At 74.7% G+C, this 17,115-nt stretch carries 11 protein-coding genes; 3 read left to right on the top strand and 8 right to left on the bottom strand.

What is annotated here, in order from left to right:
- Positions 1–3: 3 nt before the first annotated feature.
- From AC068A_RS22705 to AC068A_RS22675, 7 genes are all read right to left on the bottom strand, one after another.
- Positions 4–825: an HpcH/HpaI aldolase/citrate lyase family protein gene (locus AC068A_RS22705; RefSeq protein ID WP_478587545.1), complete on the bottom strand. Its 822-nt coding sequence runs from the start codon at positions 823–825 to the stop codon at positions 4–6.
- Positions 822–1,988, bottom strand: a complete 1,167-nt coding sequence (locus tag AC068A_RS22700; protein ID WP_478587644.1) for a CaiB/BaiF CoA transferase family protein — start codon at positions 1,986–1,988, stop codon at positions 822–824. Before AC068A_RS22700 ends, AC068A_RS22705 begins: the two co-directional genes overlap by 4 nt.
- Before the next feature lie 374 nt (positions 1,989–2,362).
- Complete coding sequence (gene rbsK / locus AC068A_RS22695; protein WP_478587543.1) at positions 2,363–3,268, bottom strand: ribokinase; 906 nt, start codon at positions 3,266–3,268, stop codon at positions 2,363–2,365.
- The gene (locus tag AC068A_RS22690; protein ID WP_478587642.1) at positions 3,265–4,836 is read right to left on the bottom strand and encodes an ADP-ribosylglycohydrolase family protein; all 1,572 of its coding nucleotides are present in this window, start codon (positions 4,834–4,836) and stop codon (positions 3,265–3,267) included. Before AC068A_RS22690 ends, rbsK begins: the two co-directional genes overlap by 4 nt.
- An 80-nt stretch (positions 4,837–4,916) precedes the next feature.
- Complete coding sequence (locus AC068A_RS22685; RefSeq protein ID WP_478587541.1) at positions 4,917–6,059, bottom strand: ADP-ribosylglycohydrolase family protein; 1,143 nt, start codon at positions 6,057–6,059, stop codon at positions 4,917–4,919.
- Between the two features lie 7 nt (positions 6,060–6,066).
- The gene (locus AC068A_RS22680) at positions 6,067–7,416 is read right to left on the bottom strand and encodes an ADP-ribosylglycohydrolase family protein (RefSeq protein ID WP_478587540.1); all 1,350 of its coding nucleotides are present in this window, start codon (positions 7,414–7,416) and stop codon (positions 6,067–6,069) included.
- A complete protein-coding gene (locus tag AC068A_RS22675) occupies positions 7,413–8,420 on the bottom strand; it encodes an ADP-ribosylglycohydrolase family protein (protein ID WP_478587539.1) in 1,008 nt (335 codons plus the stop codon). Before AC068A_RS22675 ends, AC068A_RS22680 begins: the two co-directional genes overlap by 4 nt.
- Positions 8,421–8,688: 268 nt before the next feature.
- Here AC068A_RS22675 and AC068A_RS22670 point away from each other — a divergent pair, with 268 nt between their 5' ends.
- The 3 genes from AC068A_RS22670 (at position 8,689) to AC068A_RS22660 (ending at position 15,827) form a co-directional block, all read left to right on the top strand.
- Complete coding sequence (locus tag AC068A_RS22670; RefSeq protein WP_478587537.1) at positions 8,689–9,420, top strand: VIT1/CCC1 transporter family protein; 732 nt, start codon at positions 8,689–8,691, stop codon at positions 9,418–9,420.
- A gap of 409 nt (positions 9,421–9,829) precedes the next feature.
- The gene (gene gltB / locus AC068A_RS22665) at positions 9,830–14,371 is read left to right on the top strand and encodes a glutamate synthase large subunit (RefSeq protein WP_478587640.1); all 4,542 of its coding nucleotides are present in this window, start codon (positions 9,830–9,832) and stop codon (positions 14,369–14,371) included.
- Complete coding sequence (locus AC068A_RS22660) at positions 14,364–15,827, top strand: glutamate synthase subunit beta (RefSeq protein ID WP_478587535.1); 1,464 nt, start codon at positions 14,364–14,366, stop codon at positions 15,825–15,827. The genes gltB and AC068A_RS22660 overlap by 8 nt, the downstream gene beginning before the upstream one ends.
- Positions 15,828–16,583: 756 nt before the next feature.
- Here the strand turns inward: AC068A_RS22660 and AC068A_RS22655 are convergent.
- A complete protein-coding gene (locus AC068A_RS22655) occupies positions 16,584–17,087 on the bottom strand; it encodes a pyridoxamine 5'-phosphate oxidase family protein (protein ID WP_478587533.1) in 504 nt (167 codons plus the stop codon).
- Between the last annotated feature and the right edge of the window lie 28 nt (positions 17,088–17,115).

Here is a 17,115-nt window from a genome sequence, read left to right as displayed (position 1 = left end):
GGCTCAGGAGAAGGCCGGCGACTCCCGGCGGGATAGGGCGACGATGCGCTCCGCGCCCGCCAGCACCGCCGGGTCGACGAACCGGCCGTCGGGCAGGGCCACCGCACCCGGGCTGCGCCGCGCCGCCGCAACGATCTCCTCGGCGGCTCTGACCTCCTCCGGGGCGGGCAGGTAGGCCCGCTCGATCACCGGCAGCTGCCGCGGGTGGATCGCCGCCCGGCCGAGGAAGCCCAGCGCCCGGCCCCGGGCGCAGGAGGCGGCGAGCGCCTCCATGTCCCGGATGTCCGGGAACACCGACTGGGCGGGCGGCGCCAGCCCGGCGGCCCGGGCGGCGACCACCACCCGTGAGCGCGGCCAGTCCAGCCCCGCCTCCGCGCTGATGCCCAGGTCGGCGCGGAGGTCGGCCTCCCCGAGGGACAGCCCGCGCAGGGCGGGGTGCGCGCGGGCGATCTCGTACGCCCGCTCCACGGCCAGCGCCGACTCCAGCAGGGCGTGCAGCGCCACCCCGCCGGTGCGGTCCGCGGCCTGGACGATCTGCTCCGGGGCGGTGATCTTCGGCAGCCGCAGCCCGGCCAGCCCCCGCAGCCCGGTCAGCGCGGCCAGGTCGGCGCCGCCCCAGGGGGAGTCGCGGGCGTTGACGCGGACGTGGACGGGGACCGGGGGCCGGTCGGCGAGCAGCTCGGCGGTGGCCGCCCGGGCGTACTCCTTGCGGGAGGCCGACACCGCGTCCTCCAGGTCGACGATGACGGCGTCGGCGCCCGAGCGCAGGGCCTTGGCGACCACCTCCGGGCGGTCGCCGGGTACGTAGAGCCAGGTCAGGATCACAAGGCCCCCTCCATCCGGAGTGCGCTGATCTCGGCCTCGGTCAGGCCGAGCTCGGTGAGGACGGCGTCGGTGTCCGCGCCGTGCGGGCGGCCCGCCCAGCGGATCGCTCCCGGCGTCTCGGACAGGCGGAACAGGATGTTCTGCATCCGGAGCGGGCCGAGCTCCGGGTCCTCGACCTCGGTGACGGTGTCCAGGGCCGCGAACTGCGGATCGGCCAGGACGTCCCGTACGTCGTACACCCGGGCGATCGCCGCCTCGGCCTCCTCGAAGGCGGCGACCACGTCGTCGGCCTTGTGGCGGGCGATCCAGCTGCCGACCGCCTCGTCGAGCACGGGCGCGTGGGCGGCCCGGCCGGAGCCGGTCGCGAACCACGGCTCCGCGGCCAGCTCGGGTCGGCCGACCAGGCGCAGCACCCGCTCCGCCACGGACTGCGCCGAGGTGGAGACCGCCAGCCAGCGGCCGTCGGCACTGCGGTAGGTGTTGCGGGGGGCGTTGTTGACGGAGCGGTTGCCCGTGCGCGGCTGGACGTAGCCGAGCTGGTCGTACCAGAGCGGATGCGGGCCCAGCACGGTCAGGATCGGCTCGATGATCGCCAGGTCCACGACCTGCCCGCGGCCGGTGCGGTCGCGGCCGGCCAGTGCCGTCATCACGGCGTACGCGCAGGTCAGCGCGGCAATCGAATCGGCGAGCCCGAACGGCGGCAGGGTCGGCGGGCCGTCCGGCTCCCCGGTGATCGCGGCGAAGCCGCTCATCGCCTCGGCGAGGGTGCCGAACCCGGGCCGGCGGGCGTACGGGCCCTGCTGGCCGAAGGCCGTGACACGGGCCAGGACCAGCCGCGGGTTGGCGGCGGACAGCTCGCTCCAGCCCAGGCCCCACCGCTCCAGCGTGCCGGGGCGGAAGTTCTCGACGACCACGTCGGCGGTGGCGGCCAGCCGCAGCAGGGTGTCCCGGCCACCGGGCGTGGACAGGTCGAGGGTCATCGTCCGCTTGTTCCGGCCCAGCAGCTTCCACCACAGGCCGATCCCGTCCTTGGCGGGACCGTGCCCGCGGGAGGGGTCGGGGCGGCCGGGGTGCTCGACCTTGACCACCTCGGCGCCGAAGTCGCCGAGCAGGGTGGCGGCGAGGGGACCGGCGAACAGCGTGGCGAGGTCGAGCACCCGCAGCCCGGCAAGCGGCCCGGCCCCGACCGCAGGCCCGGACCCGGCCTCGGCTGCGGGGCCCGGGGCGGGGCCCGGGGCGGGGCCCGGGGCGGGGTCGGGCCTGGGGGAGGCCCCGGCTCTGGGGCCCGGGCGGGGGCCGGGGCCGGTGCCGGGGTCGGGGCTTGGGCCCGGGGCGGGTGGCTGGGTGTCGGGCGCGGCTTCGGTCCGCGGCCGGGGGTTGGTGCCGGGGCCGGTGCCCGGGTCGGGGCTTGGGCCCGGGGCGGGTGGTTCGGTGTCGGGCGCGGCCTCGGCCGTCGGCCGGGAGCCCGCCGCCCGGTCGGCCCCGGAGGGCGCGGTCCGGCCGGCGCCCGGGGAGGCGGTCCGGCCCCGGGGCGGGGTCACGACCCGCCGCCGGCGGCGAACGCCGCGTCGGTCTCGGCCCGTGCCGGCATCGAGTCCTGGGCCCCCGGCCGCTGCACGGACAGGGACGCCGCCGTCGCCGCCCACGCCAGCGCCTCCCGCACCGGCCGGCCTTCGCCCAGCGCCACCGCCAGCGCCCCGACGAACGTGTCCCCGGCCGCCGTGGAGTCCACCGCCCGCACCCGCGGCGCGGGCACCGCGTACGGCTCCCGCCCGCGCGCCGCGTACAGCGCGCCCGCCGCGCCCAGCGTGACCACCACCTCCGGGACCCGCTCCAGCAGCGCCGCGGCCGCCTGGCGGGGGTCCGTCAGGCCGGTCAGCGCCGCCGCCTCGTGCTCGTTGGGGACCAGCAGGTCCACCGAGGCCAGCAGCTCCGCGGGCAGCGGCTGCGCCGGCGCGGGCGTCAGCACCGTCCGTACGCCGTGCGCGCGGGCCGCGCGGGCGGCCGCCTGCACCGCGGACAGCGGCACCTCCAGCTGGAGCAGCAGTGCCCCGGCGGCGGCGATCCGCGCCTCGTCGCCCTCCTCGAGGCCGGTCACCCGGGCGTTGGCGCCGGGGATGACGATGATGCTGTTGCCGCCCTCGTCGTCCACGGTGATGTGCGCGGTGCCGCTGGCGCCCTCCACGGTGCGCAGGCCCGCCGTGTCGACCCCGGCCGCGGCGAGCGCGGAGCGCAGCCGTACGCCGAACTCGTCGGCGCCGACCGCGCCGATCATCACCACCTCCGCCCCGCACCGGGCGACGGCGACGGCCTGGTTGGCGCCCTTGCCGCCGGGGACGGTACGGAACGCGCGGCCGGTGACGGTCTCCCCGAGGCGGGGGGCCTTGGGTACGTAGGCGACGAGGTCCATGTTCGTACTGCCGAGCACGGCGATGGCCGTCATGAGCGTGCTGCCTCCTGTGCGGTGAGCTGGGCGAGGGTGTCGAAGCCGATGCCGTCGAACCCGGCGATGGTGCTGGCCAGGCGGTTCTTCAGGGGCGCGGCCCAGCGGTCCGGGACCCGGCCGGCCACCAGGGCGGCGATCGAGCCGGCGGTCGCCCCGTTGGAATCGGTGTCCCAGCCGCCGGAGACGGCACGGCAGATCGAGCGGGTGAAGTCGCCGTCGGCGTGGGTCAGGGCGGCGGCGACGAGGGCGGTGTTGGGGACGGAGTGGACCCAGTGGTAGTGACCGTAGCGGGCGTGCAGCCGGTCCACGACGCGGTCGAAGTCCCGTTCCTCGCGCGCCGCCCGGATCGCGTGGCGGACGGCCTCGGCGAGGCGCGCGCCCGGTGGTACGGCGGCCAGCCCGGCCCGCAGCGCGGTGTGGACGTCGGCCCGGCCGGAGGCCGCCTCCGCGATGGCCGCCGCGGCGAACAGGGCGGCGTACAGGCCGTTGCCGGTGTGGCTGAGCGCGGCGTCCCGGTAGGCCTGCTCGGCGGCGGCCCGCGGGTCGCCGGGGTTGGTCCAGCCGTGCACGTCGGCGCGGATGAGGGCGCCGATCCACTCGCGGAAGGGGTTGTGGCGGGTGGCGGTCTCCGGCGGCTCCAGCCCGAGCAGCAGGTTCCGGTACGCGATGCGCTCGGCGGTGAAGGACCGGCCGGCGGGGAGCTCGTCGAGCCAGAGCCGGCCGACGTCGGCGGTGGTGAAGCGGCGGCCGTGGCGGCGCAGGAGCAGCAGGTTCAGCAGCGGGTAGTCGAGGTCGTCGTCCTCGGGCGCGCCGTCGATGTTCTCGGCGAGGGAGGTGGCGGCGGAGCGGCGGTTCCACGAGTACGCGGACAGCAGGGCGGGCGGCACGCCGCGGGCGGTGAACCAGTCGTCCAGCGGCCAGTTCCCGGCCGCCCGGGCCAGCGCCCGGATCCCCTCCAGCGGCAGCTTCTCCACCGGCTTGCCGAGCACGCAGCCCGCGGCCCGCCCCACCCAGGCCGCCTCCAGCCGCCCCGGCAGCCCGCCGCCGCCCCCGGCAGCCGGTGCCGCGGCGCGCCCGGCCGCGCCGGGCCGGACCGCGTTGTGTCCCGGCGTGGTGGCCCTGGTTTCGACAGGTCCGGCGGGTCCGGCGGTCCTGGCCCCGGCGGTCGTGGGCCCGGCCCCGGGGGGCCGGGCCGTGGCCGGCTTGTCGGCGGTGGTCCGGGGCACGGTCTCGGTGGGCCCGGCGGCGGTGCGCACGGTTCCGGGGTCGGTGGGGTCGGTGGGGCCGGTCGGGGCGGGCTCGGTTCCGGACCCGGTGGGCCCGGATGCGGTGCGGCCGACGGCGCAGGCGGCGGTGATGGCCGGCCAGGCGGACGGTTCGGCGGCGGCTGTCGGGCAGGGGAGCGCGGCCAGCCCGTCCAGCAGCCGGCCGGCCAGGTCCCGCAGCTGCGGCAGGGCCGGGTCGGCGGAGGCGCCGGCCCGGGCGGGGGCCGGGCGGCCGCCCGCCGCCAGCCAGCGGCGCAGCAGCGGCTCCGCGTCCCGCCCGTCCTCGGCGGCCTGCCGCAGTTCGTGGCCGACGAGGTCCTCCGGCTGCACCCAGGTCAGCCGCAGTCCGCCCGGTCCGCCCGGTTCGCCCGGTTCGCCCGTCACAGGGCGGCGATCGTCGCGAAGGCCGCCTCGTGGGCGCGGCGGCGGGACCGGTCCAGGGCGAAGACCTCCCGGGCCACCGCGGCCAGCGCCGCCGCCGGCGCGTGCAGGTCGAGCCGGCTGGCCTCGGCGACCTGCTTGGCCCAGCCCGCCGGGACCGCGGCCTCGCCCGCCAGCGCCCCGGCGACCGCCCCCGCCATGGTGGCGATGGAGTCGCAGTCCCGGCCGTAGTTGACCGCTCCGAGCACGGCTTCCTCGTATGCGCCGCCGGAGACGACCAGCATGCCGAGCGCGACCGGCAGCTCCTCGACCGAGTGCAGCCGGGACGGCCTGCGGGCGCCGAGCGACGGCGTGCGGTAGTCGGGGCCGACCGAGTCGTACGGGGCCACCGCCGCCCGCAGCGGGCCCAGCGCCGACTCGAAGTCCCGGTGGCGTCCGGCCGCTTCGCAGACCGCCTCGATCGCGGTCCGCGTGCCGTCCTTGGCCAGGGCGAGCGCGGCGTCCACCACCGACGACACCGTCGCCCCCGGCGTGCACGCCGCCGCCACCGCCGCCGCGAGGACGCCCGCGGCCTCCCGCCCGTACGAGGACTGGTGGGCTCCGGCGATGTCCAGGGCCTCCGCGTACGCGCCCGCCGGATTGCCCGCGTTGACGATGCCGACCGGTGCCATGTACATCGCCGCCCCGCAGTTGACGATGTTCCCGCTGCCCGCCTCGCGCGGGTCCGCGTGCCCGTAGTGCAGGCGGGCCACGATCCACTTCTCGGCGAGGAAGACCCGCTGGAGGGGGAGGGCCTCGGCCTCCAGCTCGGGGATCCAGCGGGGGGTGGCCATCAGGTCGGGGACGAGGTGCTCGGCGACCGCGTACGCGTCCAGGTGGTCCCGTACGGCCTCGTAGACCCGGACCAGGGCGTGCGTCATGAGGGTGTCGTCGGTGACGTGGCCGTCGCCCTTGTGGTACGGGGCGATGGGCCGGGCGGTGCGCCAGTCCTCGTACCAGGGGCCGACGATGCCGTGGACGCGGCCGCCGTGGCGCTGCGCGATCTGGTCCGGGGACCAGCCCTCCACCGGGCCGCCGAGGGCGTCGCCGACGGCGGCCCCGACGAGGCAGCCGGCCGCCCGGTCTTCCAGAGTGAGCGTCATGTCCGAATCATCCCTTGGGTGAGGTGAGTTCCGTGCGAGCGAGCAGCGCGGCGAGTTCGACGAGGTCGGTGCCGGCGAGGCGGGGCAGGGCGCAGCCCGACAGGACGCGGCAGGCCTCGCGCCAGGCGGCGGGGACCGAGTCGCCGCCGCCGAGGGCGCCGGTGAGCGCCCCGGCGAGCGCGGGCGCGGAGTCCGCCACCCGGGACAGGCAGGCCGCGGCCGGGACGGCGTCGACCGCCCGGCCGCGGGCGGCGGTGGCCAGGGCGAGGGCGACCGGGACGGTCTCGGCGGCGGCGATGCCGTAGCTGTAGACGTGGTCGACGATCTCGTGTTCGAGGGTGGGGACGATGGCGAAGGCGCCGCCGCCCTCCGTGTGGGTACGGGCGAGCTTGACGGCGTGGCGGGCGTTCCGGCCGATCTCGGTGGCCCCGGGGAGCTGGGCGAGGGCGGCCTCGACGGCGGTGTCGGTGTCCGCGCCGGCGAGTGCGGCGGCGACGGCGGCGGCCATGGCGCGGGCACCGTGGACGCCGTCGCCGTCCTGGGTGTAGCGGGCGTCGAACTCGGCGAGGTCGGCGGCCGCGGCCGGGTCGCCGGGGTGGGCGACGGCGAGGACGCAGGCGCGGACGCAGGCGGCGTCGTCGAAGTAGTGCGGGTTGTCGTGGCCGGTGGCGGGCGGGCGCAGCCCGGCGGCGAGGTTGCCGAGCCCCGCCCGGACGGAGATCCGCGCGCGCAGCGGCAGCACGGCCGACTCCACCTCGGGGGCGCGCTCCGCGGCGGCGGCGATCTCGCTGGCCAGGGCGTTCCAGGCGAGGTCGATCGCGGCCCGCATCCGGCGGGGTCGGCTGAGGTCGCTGAGCAGGCCCTCGGCGGCGGTGAGCACCGACTCGGCGGCGAAGGCGGCCCACTCGGCGTCGTCGGACGGGCCGAGGAGCAGCGGCTCCGGGGGCTGGTTCAGGGCGATGGGCACGGGGAGGGTGGTCGTGGCGTTCTGCTCGGCGAAGGTGTCGAGCTCGCGGGTGAGACGGCGGGTCCATTCGGGCATCCGGCTGGCCCGGTGCCGGGCGGCGGGCCACCCGGCGGCATCCCCGGCGGCCAGCCCGAGCAGCAACCCCTCGATCCGTCGCCCCTCGATCCGCCGCCCCCCGCCCCCGGACCCACCCCCGGCCCCGCCGTGCGGCACGCCGTCGACCACGCCGCGGGGTACGCCCCCGGTCCCGCTGCTCGCCCCGGCCCCCGGCCCGCTGCCGCGCACGGTCCCCGGCCCGCTGCCGGGCACGGCCCCGGGCCCGCCGCCGGGAGCCGGAGCCGGCGACGGGGCAGGGGCAGGGTCGGGGTCGGGGTCGGGGGGCGGGGTCATCGGGGGGTCTCGTATTCCGGGGTGAGGAGGTCGGCGACGTCCAGGACGTGGTAGCCGCGCATCGAGGGCAGGCACCGGCCACGTACCGGCCCGATCGCCGAAGCCCACGCTTCGGGGATCGCGCCGACGCCGCCCAGCGCCCCGGCGAGGGCGCCCGCCACGGCCGCCGTGGTGTCCGCGTCGCGGCCCATGTTCACCGCGGTCAGGACCGAGTCGGCGAAATCCCCCCGGCAGGCGGCGAACGCCCCGAAGGCCAGTCCGACGGCCTCCGGGGCCAGGTCCGTCCACGGGTAGCCGCCGATGACCACCGCCGAGCGGACCGCCCGTTCGCCGCGCGGGGCGGCGGTGACGGCCCGGCGCAGGGACCGGGCGGTCCAGGAGTCCGACGGGATGACCGAGAGGGCGGCGGAGACCACCGATGCGGGCCCGGCGCCGGCCATCGCCGCCGCGACGCCCGCCGCGACGGCCTGGCCGCCGTAGATGCCCTCCCCGTCGTGACTGACGGTGCCGTCGATCGCGACGAGCCGGGCGGCCTCCGCCGGCCGGCCCGCCGCGAACACCCCGAACGGCGCCGCCCGCATCGCCAGGCCGTCCGACCAGGCGTGCCGGTGCTGCGCGGAGATGGGCGCCGCGAGGCCCCGCCGCAGGTTCTCCAGCGTGCCCCGCTCGGAGAACCCCGCCCCGCGGAACGGCCCCTCGTCCAGGTCTGCGATCCAGTGGTGCCAGGCACGCTCCACGTGCGCGACGGTGAGCGCCGACCCGTGGCGGGCCAGCAGCAGCCCCGAGAAGATCGCGTACTCGGTGTCGTCCGTGCCCGTCGGGTCCTCGGTGACGAAACCCTCGATCCGGCCCCATGTCGCACGGATCTCCGACGGTTTCATGTTCTCCGCGGGCGCGCCCAGCGCGTCTCCGACCGCGAGGCCCAGGAGGGCGCCCCTGGACCGTTCGAGGAGGACCTGCGGGGGGCAGGGACTGCCCGGAGTGCATGCAGCGGTCAGCTCCATGGCGCGCGCCTCTCCATCCGAGGGGGCTTGGCGGGGCCATCACGACCCCTAGGGGGATTTGTGCCATGACATACGGTTTGCGGGTCGTCGCGAAACACCCCGCCCGCACCGTCGTCACCCGGTCGCCGACCTGCAAATGCCCAGGTAAGTACGGCCTTCCTTGCTGGCGGGCGACAGAAATCGTGCGTAGTTTCGAGGTGTTGAGGGGGAGCGGAGCGTTTCAGGGCTCCCGTGTGCCCCCGTACGCGCACAGGGGGAGATACGCCGCATGTCCATCATCGACATCGAAGCACCGCTGCACACGGCCCACCGGGACAACCACACCCACCGGGACGTCAACGGCGGCTGGCTGCGGCCGGCCGTGTTCGGTGCCATGGACGGGCTCGTCTCCAACCTCGCCCTGATGACCGGCGTGGCCGGCGGCGCCGTCGCCCCGCACGCCGTCGTCATCACCGGGCTGGCCGGCCTCGCGGCCGGCGCCTTCTCGATGGCCGCGGGCGAGTACACCTCCGTCGCCTCGCAGCGCGAGCTGGTCCTCGCCGAACTCGACGTCGAACGGCAGCAGTTGCGCAAGCACCCGGTCGACGAGATGGAGGAGCTGGCCGAGCTGTACGTCTCCCGCGGCGTCGCCCCGGCCCTCGCCCGCGAGGTCGCCATGCAGCTGTCCCGAGACCCCGACCGGGCGCTGGAGATCCACGCCCGCGAGGAGCTCGGGATCGACCCCGACGACCTGCCGTCGCCGCTGGTCGCCGCGGTCTCCTCGTTCGGCTCCTTCGCGCTGGGCGCGCTGCTGCCCGTACTGCCCTACCTGCTCGGCGCCACGGCCCTGTGGCCCGCGGTGCTGCTCGCCCTGGCCGGACTCTTCGCCTGCGGGGCGGTCGTCTCCAAGGTCACCGCCCGGTCCTGGTGGTACAGCGGCCTGCGACAGCTGCTGCTGGGTGGCGCGGCCGCCGGTGTGACGTACATCCTGGGAACCTGGATCGGCACAGCCATAGGCTGACCGCACATCGAATGAGACACTATGCAGAGCGCAACATAAGTAGTCCGTTACCCGGCGGTTTCGATCCCGTGTCCGCCGGGCATCACAGCAGGGCGCGCCGGGCAACGATGCCCACATTTCTTGCGCCAGGACCCCAGCCCGGCGTCGTGTCCCGCACGCGCCGCGACCCACCCTGACCTGCTAGGCCACCCCCTCGAACGCTCCTTCTCTGCCCCGTGCGGTGTCCGCATGGTGAAACGCCGATATCCGGTTCCCGGGATAGCGGCCATCATGTAACCTGCACGAAATTTCGCAGAGGGCCAACGTCGTCCCTCGGCTATGCACCAATGCCACGACGACGACGGGAGAGCCGATGCGTTCCGCATCCACGCACTCCGCGACCGGCCTCAGCAGCACCGCCTGGTCGCCCATGGACGGTCGCCCCGCCCGACAGGGCATGTACGACCCGCGCAACGAGCACGACGCCTGCGGCGTCGGCTTTGTGGCCAACCTCAGCGGCGAGGCCGGCCACGCGCTGGTCGAGCAAGCGCTGACCGTACTGCGGAACCTCGAGCACCGCGGCGCCACCGGCTCCGAGCCGGACTCCGGCGACGGAGCCGGCATCCTCTGCCAGGTCCCGGACGCCTTCCTCCGCGAGGTCGCCGGATTCGAGCTCCCCGAAGCCGGCGCGTACGCCGTCGGCATCGCCTTCCTCCCCGGCGACGGCACCGCACAGGCCGCCGCCGTGGAGCAGATCGAGGCCATCGCCGCCGAGGAGAACCTCACCGTCCTCGGCTGGCGCGAGGTCCCGGTCACCCCGGACCTGCTCGGCAACGGCGCCCGCGCCACCATGCCGGCCTTCTCGCAGCTGTTCGTCGCCGACGGCGAGAACACCGGGATCGCCCTCGACCGCAAGGCGTTCGTGCTGCGCAAGCGGGCCGAACGCGAGGCCGGGGTCTACTTCCCCTCGCTGTCCGCCCGCACCATCGTCTACAAGGGCATGCTGACCACCGGCCAGCTGGAGCCCTTCTTCCCGGACCTCTCCGACCGCCGCTTCGCCTCGGCGCTCGCCCTGGTCCACTCCCGTTTCTCCACCAACACCTTCCCGTCCTGGCCGCTCGCCCACCCGTACCGGTTCGTCGCCCACAACGGCGAGATCAACACGGTCAAGGGCAACCGGAACTGGATGCGGGCCCGCGAGTCCCAGCTCGCCACCGACACCTTCGGGCAGGGCGCCCTCGACCGGATCTTCCCGATCTGCACCCCGGACGCCTCCGACTCCGCCTCCTTCGACGAGGTCCTGGAGCTCCTGCACCTGGGCGGCCGCTCGCTGCCCCACGCCGTGCTGATGATGATCCCGGAGGCCTGGGAGAACCACACCTCCATGGACCCGGCCCGCCGCGCCTTCTACCAGTACCACTCCACGATGATGGAGCCCTGGGACGGCCCGGCCTGCGTCACCTTCACCGACGGCACCCAGGTCGGCGCGGTCCTCGACCGCAACGGCCTGCGCCCCGGCCGCTACTGGGTCACCGACGAGGGCCTCGTCGTGCTCTCCTCCGAGGTCGGCGTCCTCGACATCGACCCCGCCAAGGTCGTCCGCAAGGGCCGCCTCCAGCCCGGCAGGATGTTCCTCGTCGACACCGCCCAGAACCGGATCATCGAGGACGACGAGATCAAGGCCGAGCTGGCCGCCGCCGCCCCGTACGCCGAATGGCTCGACTCCGGCGAGATCGAGCTGACGGACCTGCCCGAGCGCGAGCACGTCGTGCACACCCACGCCTCGGTCACCCGCCGCCAGCAGACCTTCGGCTACACCGAGGAAGAACTGCGCGTCATCCTCGCGCCGATGGCCCGCACCGGAGCCGAGCCGATCGGCTCCATGGGCACCGACTCCCCGATCGCGGCGCTCTCCGAGCGGCCCCGGCTCCTCTTCGACTACTTCACCCAGCTCTTCGCACAGGTCACCAACCCGCCGCTGGACGCCATCCGCGAGGAGCTCGTCACCTCGCTCGTGTCCTCCCTCGGACCGCAGGGCAACCTGCTGGAGCCGACCGCCGCGTCCTGCCGCAGCGTCACGCTCCCCTTCCCGGTGATCGACAACGACGAGCTGGCCAAGCTCATCCACATCAACGCCGACGGCGACATGCCCGGCATGAAGGCCGCCACCCTCTCGGGCCTCTACCGGGTCTCCGGCGGCGCCGACGCCCTCGCCGCCCGGATCGCCGAGATCCGCGCCGAGGCCGACGCCGCCATCGCGGGCGGCGCCCGCCTCATCGTCCTCTCGGACCGCCACTCCGACGCCGAGCACGCGCCGATCCCGTCGCTGCTGCTCACCGCCGCCGTGCACCACCACCTCATCGCCACCAAGCAGCGCACCCAGGTGGGCCTGCTGGTCGAGGCCGGCGACGTCCGCGAGGTCCACCACGTCGCCCTGCTCATCGGCTACGGCGCCGCCGCCGTCAACCCGTACCTCGCCATGGAGTCCGTCGAGGACCTGCTGCGCGCCGGGACGTTCATCGACGGCATCGAGCCCGAGAAGGCCATCCGGAACCTGATCTACGCCCTCGGCAAGGGCGTCCTGAAGGTCATGTCCAAGATGGGCATCTCCACTGTCGCGTCCTACCGCGGCGCCCAGGTCTTCGAGGCCGTCGGCCTCGACGAGCAGTTCGTCGAGACGTACTTCCAGGGCACCGCCACCAAGATCGGCGGCGCCGGCCTCGACGTCATCGCCAAGGAGGTCGCCGCCCGCCACGCCAAGGCCTACCCCGCCTCCGGGATCGCCTCCGCGCACCGCGCGCTGGAGATCGGCGGCGAGTACCAGTGGCGCCGCGAGGGCGAGCCGCACCTGTTCGACCCGGAGACCGTCTTCCGCCTCCAGCACGCCACCCGTAACCGCCGGTACGACATCTTCAAGAAGTACACGGACCGGGTGAACGAGCAGTCCGAGCGCCTGATGACGCTCCGCGGCCTGTTCGGTTTCAAGAGCGACCGCCCGGCCGTCTCCGTGGACGAGGTCGAGCCGGTCTCCGAGATCGTCAAGCGCTTCTCCACCGGCGCCATGTCGTACGGCTCCATCTCCCGGGAGGCGCACGAGACCCTCGCCATCGCCATGAACCAGCTGGGCGGCAAGTCGAACACCGGCGAGGGCGGCGAGGACCCGGAGCGCCTGTACGACCCGGCGCGCCGCTCCTCCATCAAGCAGGTCGCCTCCGGCCGCTTCGGCGTCACCAGCGAGTACCTGGTCAACGCGGACGACATCCAGATCAAGATGGCCCAGGGCGCCAAGCCCGGCGAGGGCGGCCAGCTGCCCGGCCACAAGGTCTACCCGTGGGTCGCCAAGACCCGGCACTCCACCCCGGGCGTCGGCCTCATCTCCCCGCCGCCGCACCACGACATCTACTCCATCGAGGACCTGGCCCAGCTCATCCACGACCTCAAGAACGCCAACCCGGCCGCCCGCATCCACGTGAAGCTGGTGTCCGAAGTCGGCGTCGGCACGGTCGCGGCAGGCGTCTCCAAGGCCCACGCCGACGTCGTCCTGATCTCCGGCCACGACGGCGGCACCGGCGCCTCCCCGCTCACCTCGCTCAAGCACGCGGGCGGCCCCTGGGAGCTCGGCCTCGCCGAAACCCAGCAGACCCTGCTGCTCAACGGGCTGCGCGACCGGATCGTCGTGCAGACCGACGGCCAGCTCAAGACCGGCCGCGACGTCGTCATCGCCGCGCTGCTCGGCGCCGAGGAGTTCGGCTTCGCCACCGCCCCGCTCGTCGTCTCCGGCTGCGTCATGATGCGCGTCTGCCACCTCGACACCTGCCCGGTCGGCATCGCCACCCAGAACCCGGTCCTGCGCGACCGCTTCTCCGGCAAGCCCGAATTCGTCGTCAACTTCTTCGAGTTCATCGCCGAGGAGGTCCGCGAGCTCCTCGCCGAGCTGGGCTTCCGCACCCTCGAGGAGGCCGTCGGCCACGCCGAGCTGCTCGACACCACCAAGGCCGTCACCCACTGGAAGGCCCAGGGCCTGGACCTGGCGCCGCTCTTCCACGTGCCGGACCTGCCCGACGGCGCCGTCCGCCACGCCCTGGTCCCGCAGGACCACGGCCTGGAGAAGGCCCTCGACAACGAGCTGATCGAGCTCGCCGCCGACGCCCTCGGCGCGGCCACCGCGGAGGAGGCCCGGCCCGTCCGCGCCCAGGTCGCCATCCGCAACATCAACCGGACCGTCGGCACCATGCTCGGCCACGAGGTCACCAGGAAGTTCGGCGGCGCGGGCCTGCCCGCCGACACCATCGACCTCACCTTCACCGGTTCCGCCGGCCAGTCCTTCGGCGCCTTCCTGCCGAGCGGCGTCACCCTCCGCCTCGAGGGCGACGCCAACGACTACGTCGGCAAGGGCCTCTCCGGCGGCCGCATCGTGGTCCGCCCGGACCGCGCCGCCGACCACCTCGCCGAATACAGCACCATCGCCGGCAACACCATCGGCTACGGCGCCACCGGCGGCGAGATGTTCCTGCGCGGCCGCACCGGCGAGCGGTTCTGCGTCCGCAACTCCGGCGCCCTGGTCGTCTCGGAGGGCGTGGGCGACCACGGCTGCGAGTACATGACCGGCGGCACCGCCGTCATCCTCGGCGAGACCGGCCGCAACTTCGCGGCCGGCATGTCCGGCGGCGTCGCCTACGTCATCGACCTCGACCGCAACAACGTCAACGCCGGCAACGTCGGGGCCGTCGAGGCCCCCTCCGCAGAGGACAAGCAGTGGCTGCACGATGTGGTGCGCCGCCACGAGGAGGAGACCGGCTCGACCGTGGCCGCCAAGCTCCTCGCTGACTGGCCCGCCTCGGCGGCCCGCTTCAGCAAGATCATCCCGACCACGTACAAGGCAGTGCTCGCCGCCAAGGACGCCGCTGAGCGGGCCGGACTCTCCGAGTCCGAGACCACCGAGAAGATGATGGAGGCGGCGACCCATGGCTGACCCGAAGGGCTTCCTCACCACCACCCGCCAGACCGCCTGCTCCCGCCCCGTCGAGGAGCGGCTGAGGGACTGGAACGAGGTCTACGTCCGCGGCTCCCTGCTCCCCGTCATCAGCAAGCAGGCCGGCCGCTGCATGGACTGCGGCATCCCGTTCTGCCACAACGGCTGCCCGCTGGGAAACCTGATCCCCGAGTGGAACGACTACGCCTACCGCGAGGACTGGGCGGCCGCGTCCGAGCGCCTGCACGCCACGAACAACTTCCCGGAGTTCACGGGCCGCCTGTGCCCCGCCCCGTGCGAGTCGGCGTGCGTGCTCGGCATCAACCAGCCGGCCGTCACCATCAAGAACGTCGAGGTCTCCATCATCGACAAGGCGTGGGACAACGGCGGCGTCGCACCGCAGGCCCCCGAACGCCTCTCCGGCAAGACGGCAGCCGTCATCGGCTCCGGCCCGGCCGGCCTCGCCGCCGCCCAGCAGCTGACCCGCGCCGGCCACACCGTCGTCGTGTACGAGCGCGCCGACCGCATCGGCGGCCTGCTGCGCTACGGCATCCCCGAGTTCAAGATGGAGAAGGTGCACATCAACCGCCGCATCGAGCAGATGCGCGCGGAGGGCACCAAGTTCCGCACCGGCATCGAGGTCGGCCGCGACATCACCGCCACCGACCTGCGCAAGCGGTTCGACGCCGTCGTCATCGCCGCCGGCGCCACGGTCTCCCGCGACCTGCCCGTCCCCGGCCGCGACCTGAACGGCATCCACTTCGCCATGGAGTACCTGCCGCTCGCCAACAAGGTCCAGGAAGGCGACTTCGTCGCCCCGCCCATCACCGCCGAGGGCAAGCACGTCGTCGTCATCGGCGGCGGCGACACCGGCGCCGACTGCGTGGGCACCGCCCACCGCCAGGGCGCCCTCTCGGTCACCCAGCTGGAGATCATGCCCCGCCCCAACGAGGAGCGGAACCCGGTCGCCCAGCCGTGGCCGACCTTCCCCATGCTCTACAAGGTCACCTCGGCCCACGAGGAGGGCGGCGAGCGGGTCTACTCCGTCTCCACCACCCACTTCGAGGGCGACGAGGACGGCAACGTCCAGGCCCTCCACCTGGTCGAGGTCGACTTCGTCGACGGCAAGCTGGTCCAGCGCGCGGGCACCGAGCGCCGCATCCCGGCCCAGCTGGTCACCCTCGCCATGGGCTTCACCGGCACCGACCGGTCCAACGGCCTCGTCGAGCAGTTCGGCCTCGAGCTGGACGAGCGGGGCAACATCGCCCGCGACGCCTCCTACGCCACCAACGTCGACGGCGTCTACGTCGCCGGCGACGCCGGCCGCGGCCAGTCCCTCATCGTCTGGGCCATCGCGGAGGGCCGCTCCGCGGCCCGCGGCGTCGACCGCTACCTGACCGGCAGCAGCACCCTCCCGTACCCGGTCAAGCCGACGGACCGCGCGCTGGCGGTCTGATCCTCCGGACGCCGGACAAGTAACCCTCCGGCTTCGGCCGGGGGCCCCTCATACGGTCCGTACAACGGCGTACGGAACTCGACACGGCGCCCGCCACCGTCCTCGACCAAGGGATGGCGGGCGCCGTGGCGCGTGCGGCATCAGGCCGCGGGCGGCCGGCCGGGGTCGGGGGAGTGCCCGGGGTTTCCCGGCAGCCGATTGTCCTTCCGGTGCGGGCCGGCCCGTAAAGGGCGCTCCTCCTTCGTCGTCGCGTCGCTGCGCGATGTCGCTGCGCTCCACCCTTGACGGACCGACCCGCCCCGGAATGCCAAAGAGCTGCCGGGAAGCCCCCGAAGGATGGCCAGGGGGACGGGTCGAGGGACGGCCCCCGCCTGAGCAGCAGGGCCCCGGCTCCGCCCCGCAACCTGCCGCTGCCCCAGGACCACCACAGGCCTGCCCGGCGCCGGGGGCGCGGGCACGAAAAGCCGCCCCCAAAGTCCCATGTGAGGACCGGTTCGGCGGCGATGCAGCCCCAACCTGCGGGAAATGTCGACCAGAAGCCCATCGGGGCGCGGCAGGCGCCCGAGATCGCTACGCGCTCCTCTTCGTCGGCGTCCGGCCGCCGTCCGGGGCGGGGACCGCGACGGATCGCTACGTACCGGCGGCTTCCCGCTCCAGGTCAGCCTCCGGAGCGGCGCGACCTCGCTGAAGTGGACCTCGGTCGACTTCGCCGGGTGCGCCGCGGGGGTGCGCACCACCCGCCCCGCCCCGGGCGTTCTACGCCGGGTCCTCGTGGGGCGGCTCGTCGTCGCCCCGGCGGAGGGTGTGGAGCCCGCGCTGCGGGGTCCAGGTGCGGATCACCAGCTCGTCTCCGTCGACGCTGACGTGGACGACCTCCGTCAGGTCCGCGTGGAACAGGTGGAACGGGTGCGGGGTCTGCGTCTCCTCCGCGTACCGGTGCAGCTCGGGCGGGTCCACCTGTTCGATCGCACGCCCGGAGATCCGCGCGTCCCCGTCGGGCATCGTCTCGCCCTCGCCCGGGTTGCTGTGCAGGGCGAAGCGCGGGTCGCGCTGGAGGTCGCGGGCCTTCATGGAGCCCTGCATCATGCCGAGCCACAGTTCCCCGCCGCGGATGTCGACGTTCAGCCCGGTCAGCCGCGGGGAGCCGTCCTTGCGGAGGGTGCCGAGGACGTGGTGGGGGTACTGCGCGAAGCGGGCCCGGACGGTGGCCGCGAATTCCGGTTCCTGCTTTTCGAACGCTGCCCAGTTGTTCGTCGTCATACCTCCATCAAAGCGCGCGGCACCGGCG

The sequence above is a fragment of the Streptomyces sp. NPDC043854 genome (assembly GCF_056436005.1).
Note: the sequence above shows the minus strand (reverse complement) of the source record. Positions and strands in the feature narration are given on the sequence as shown.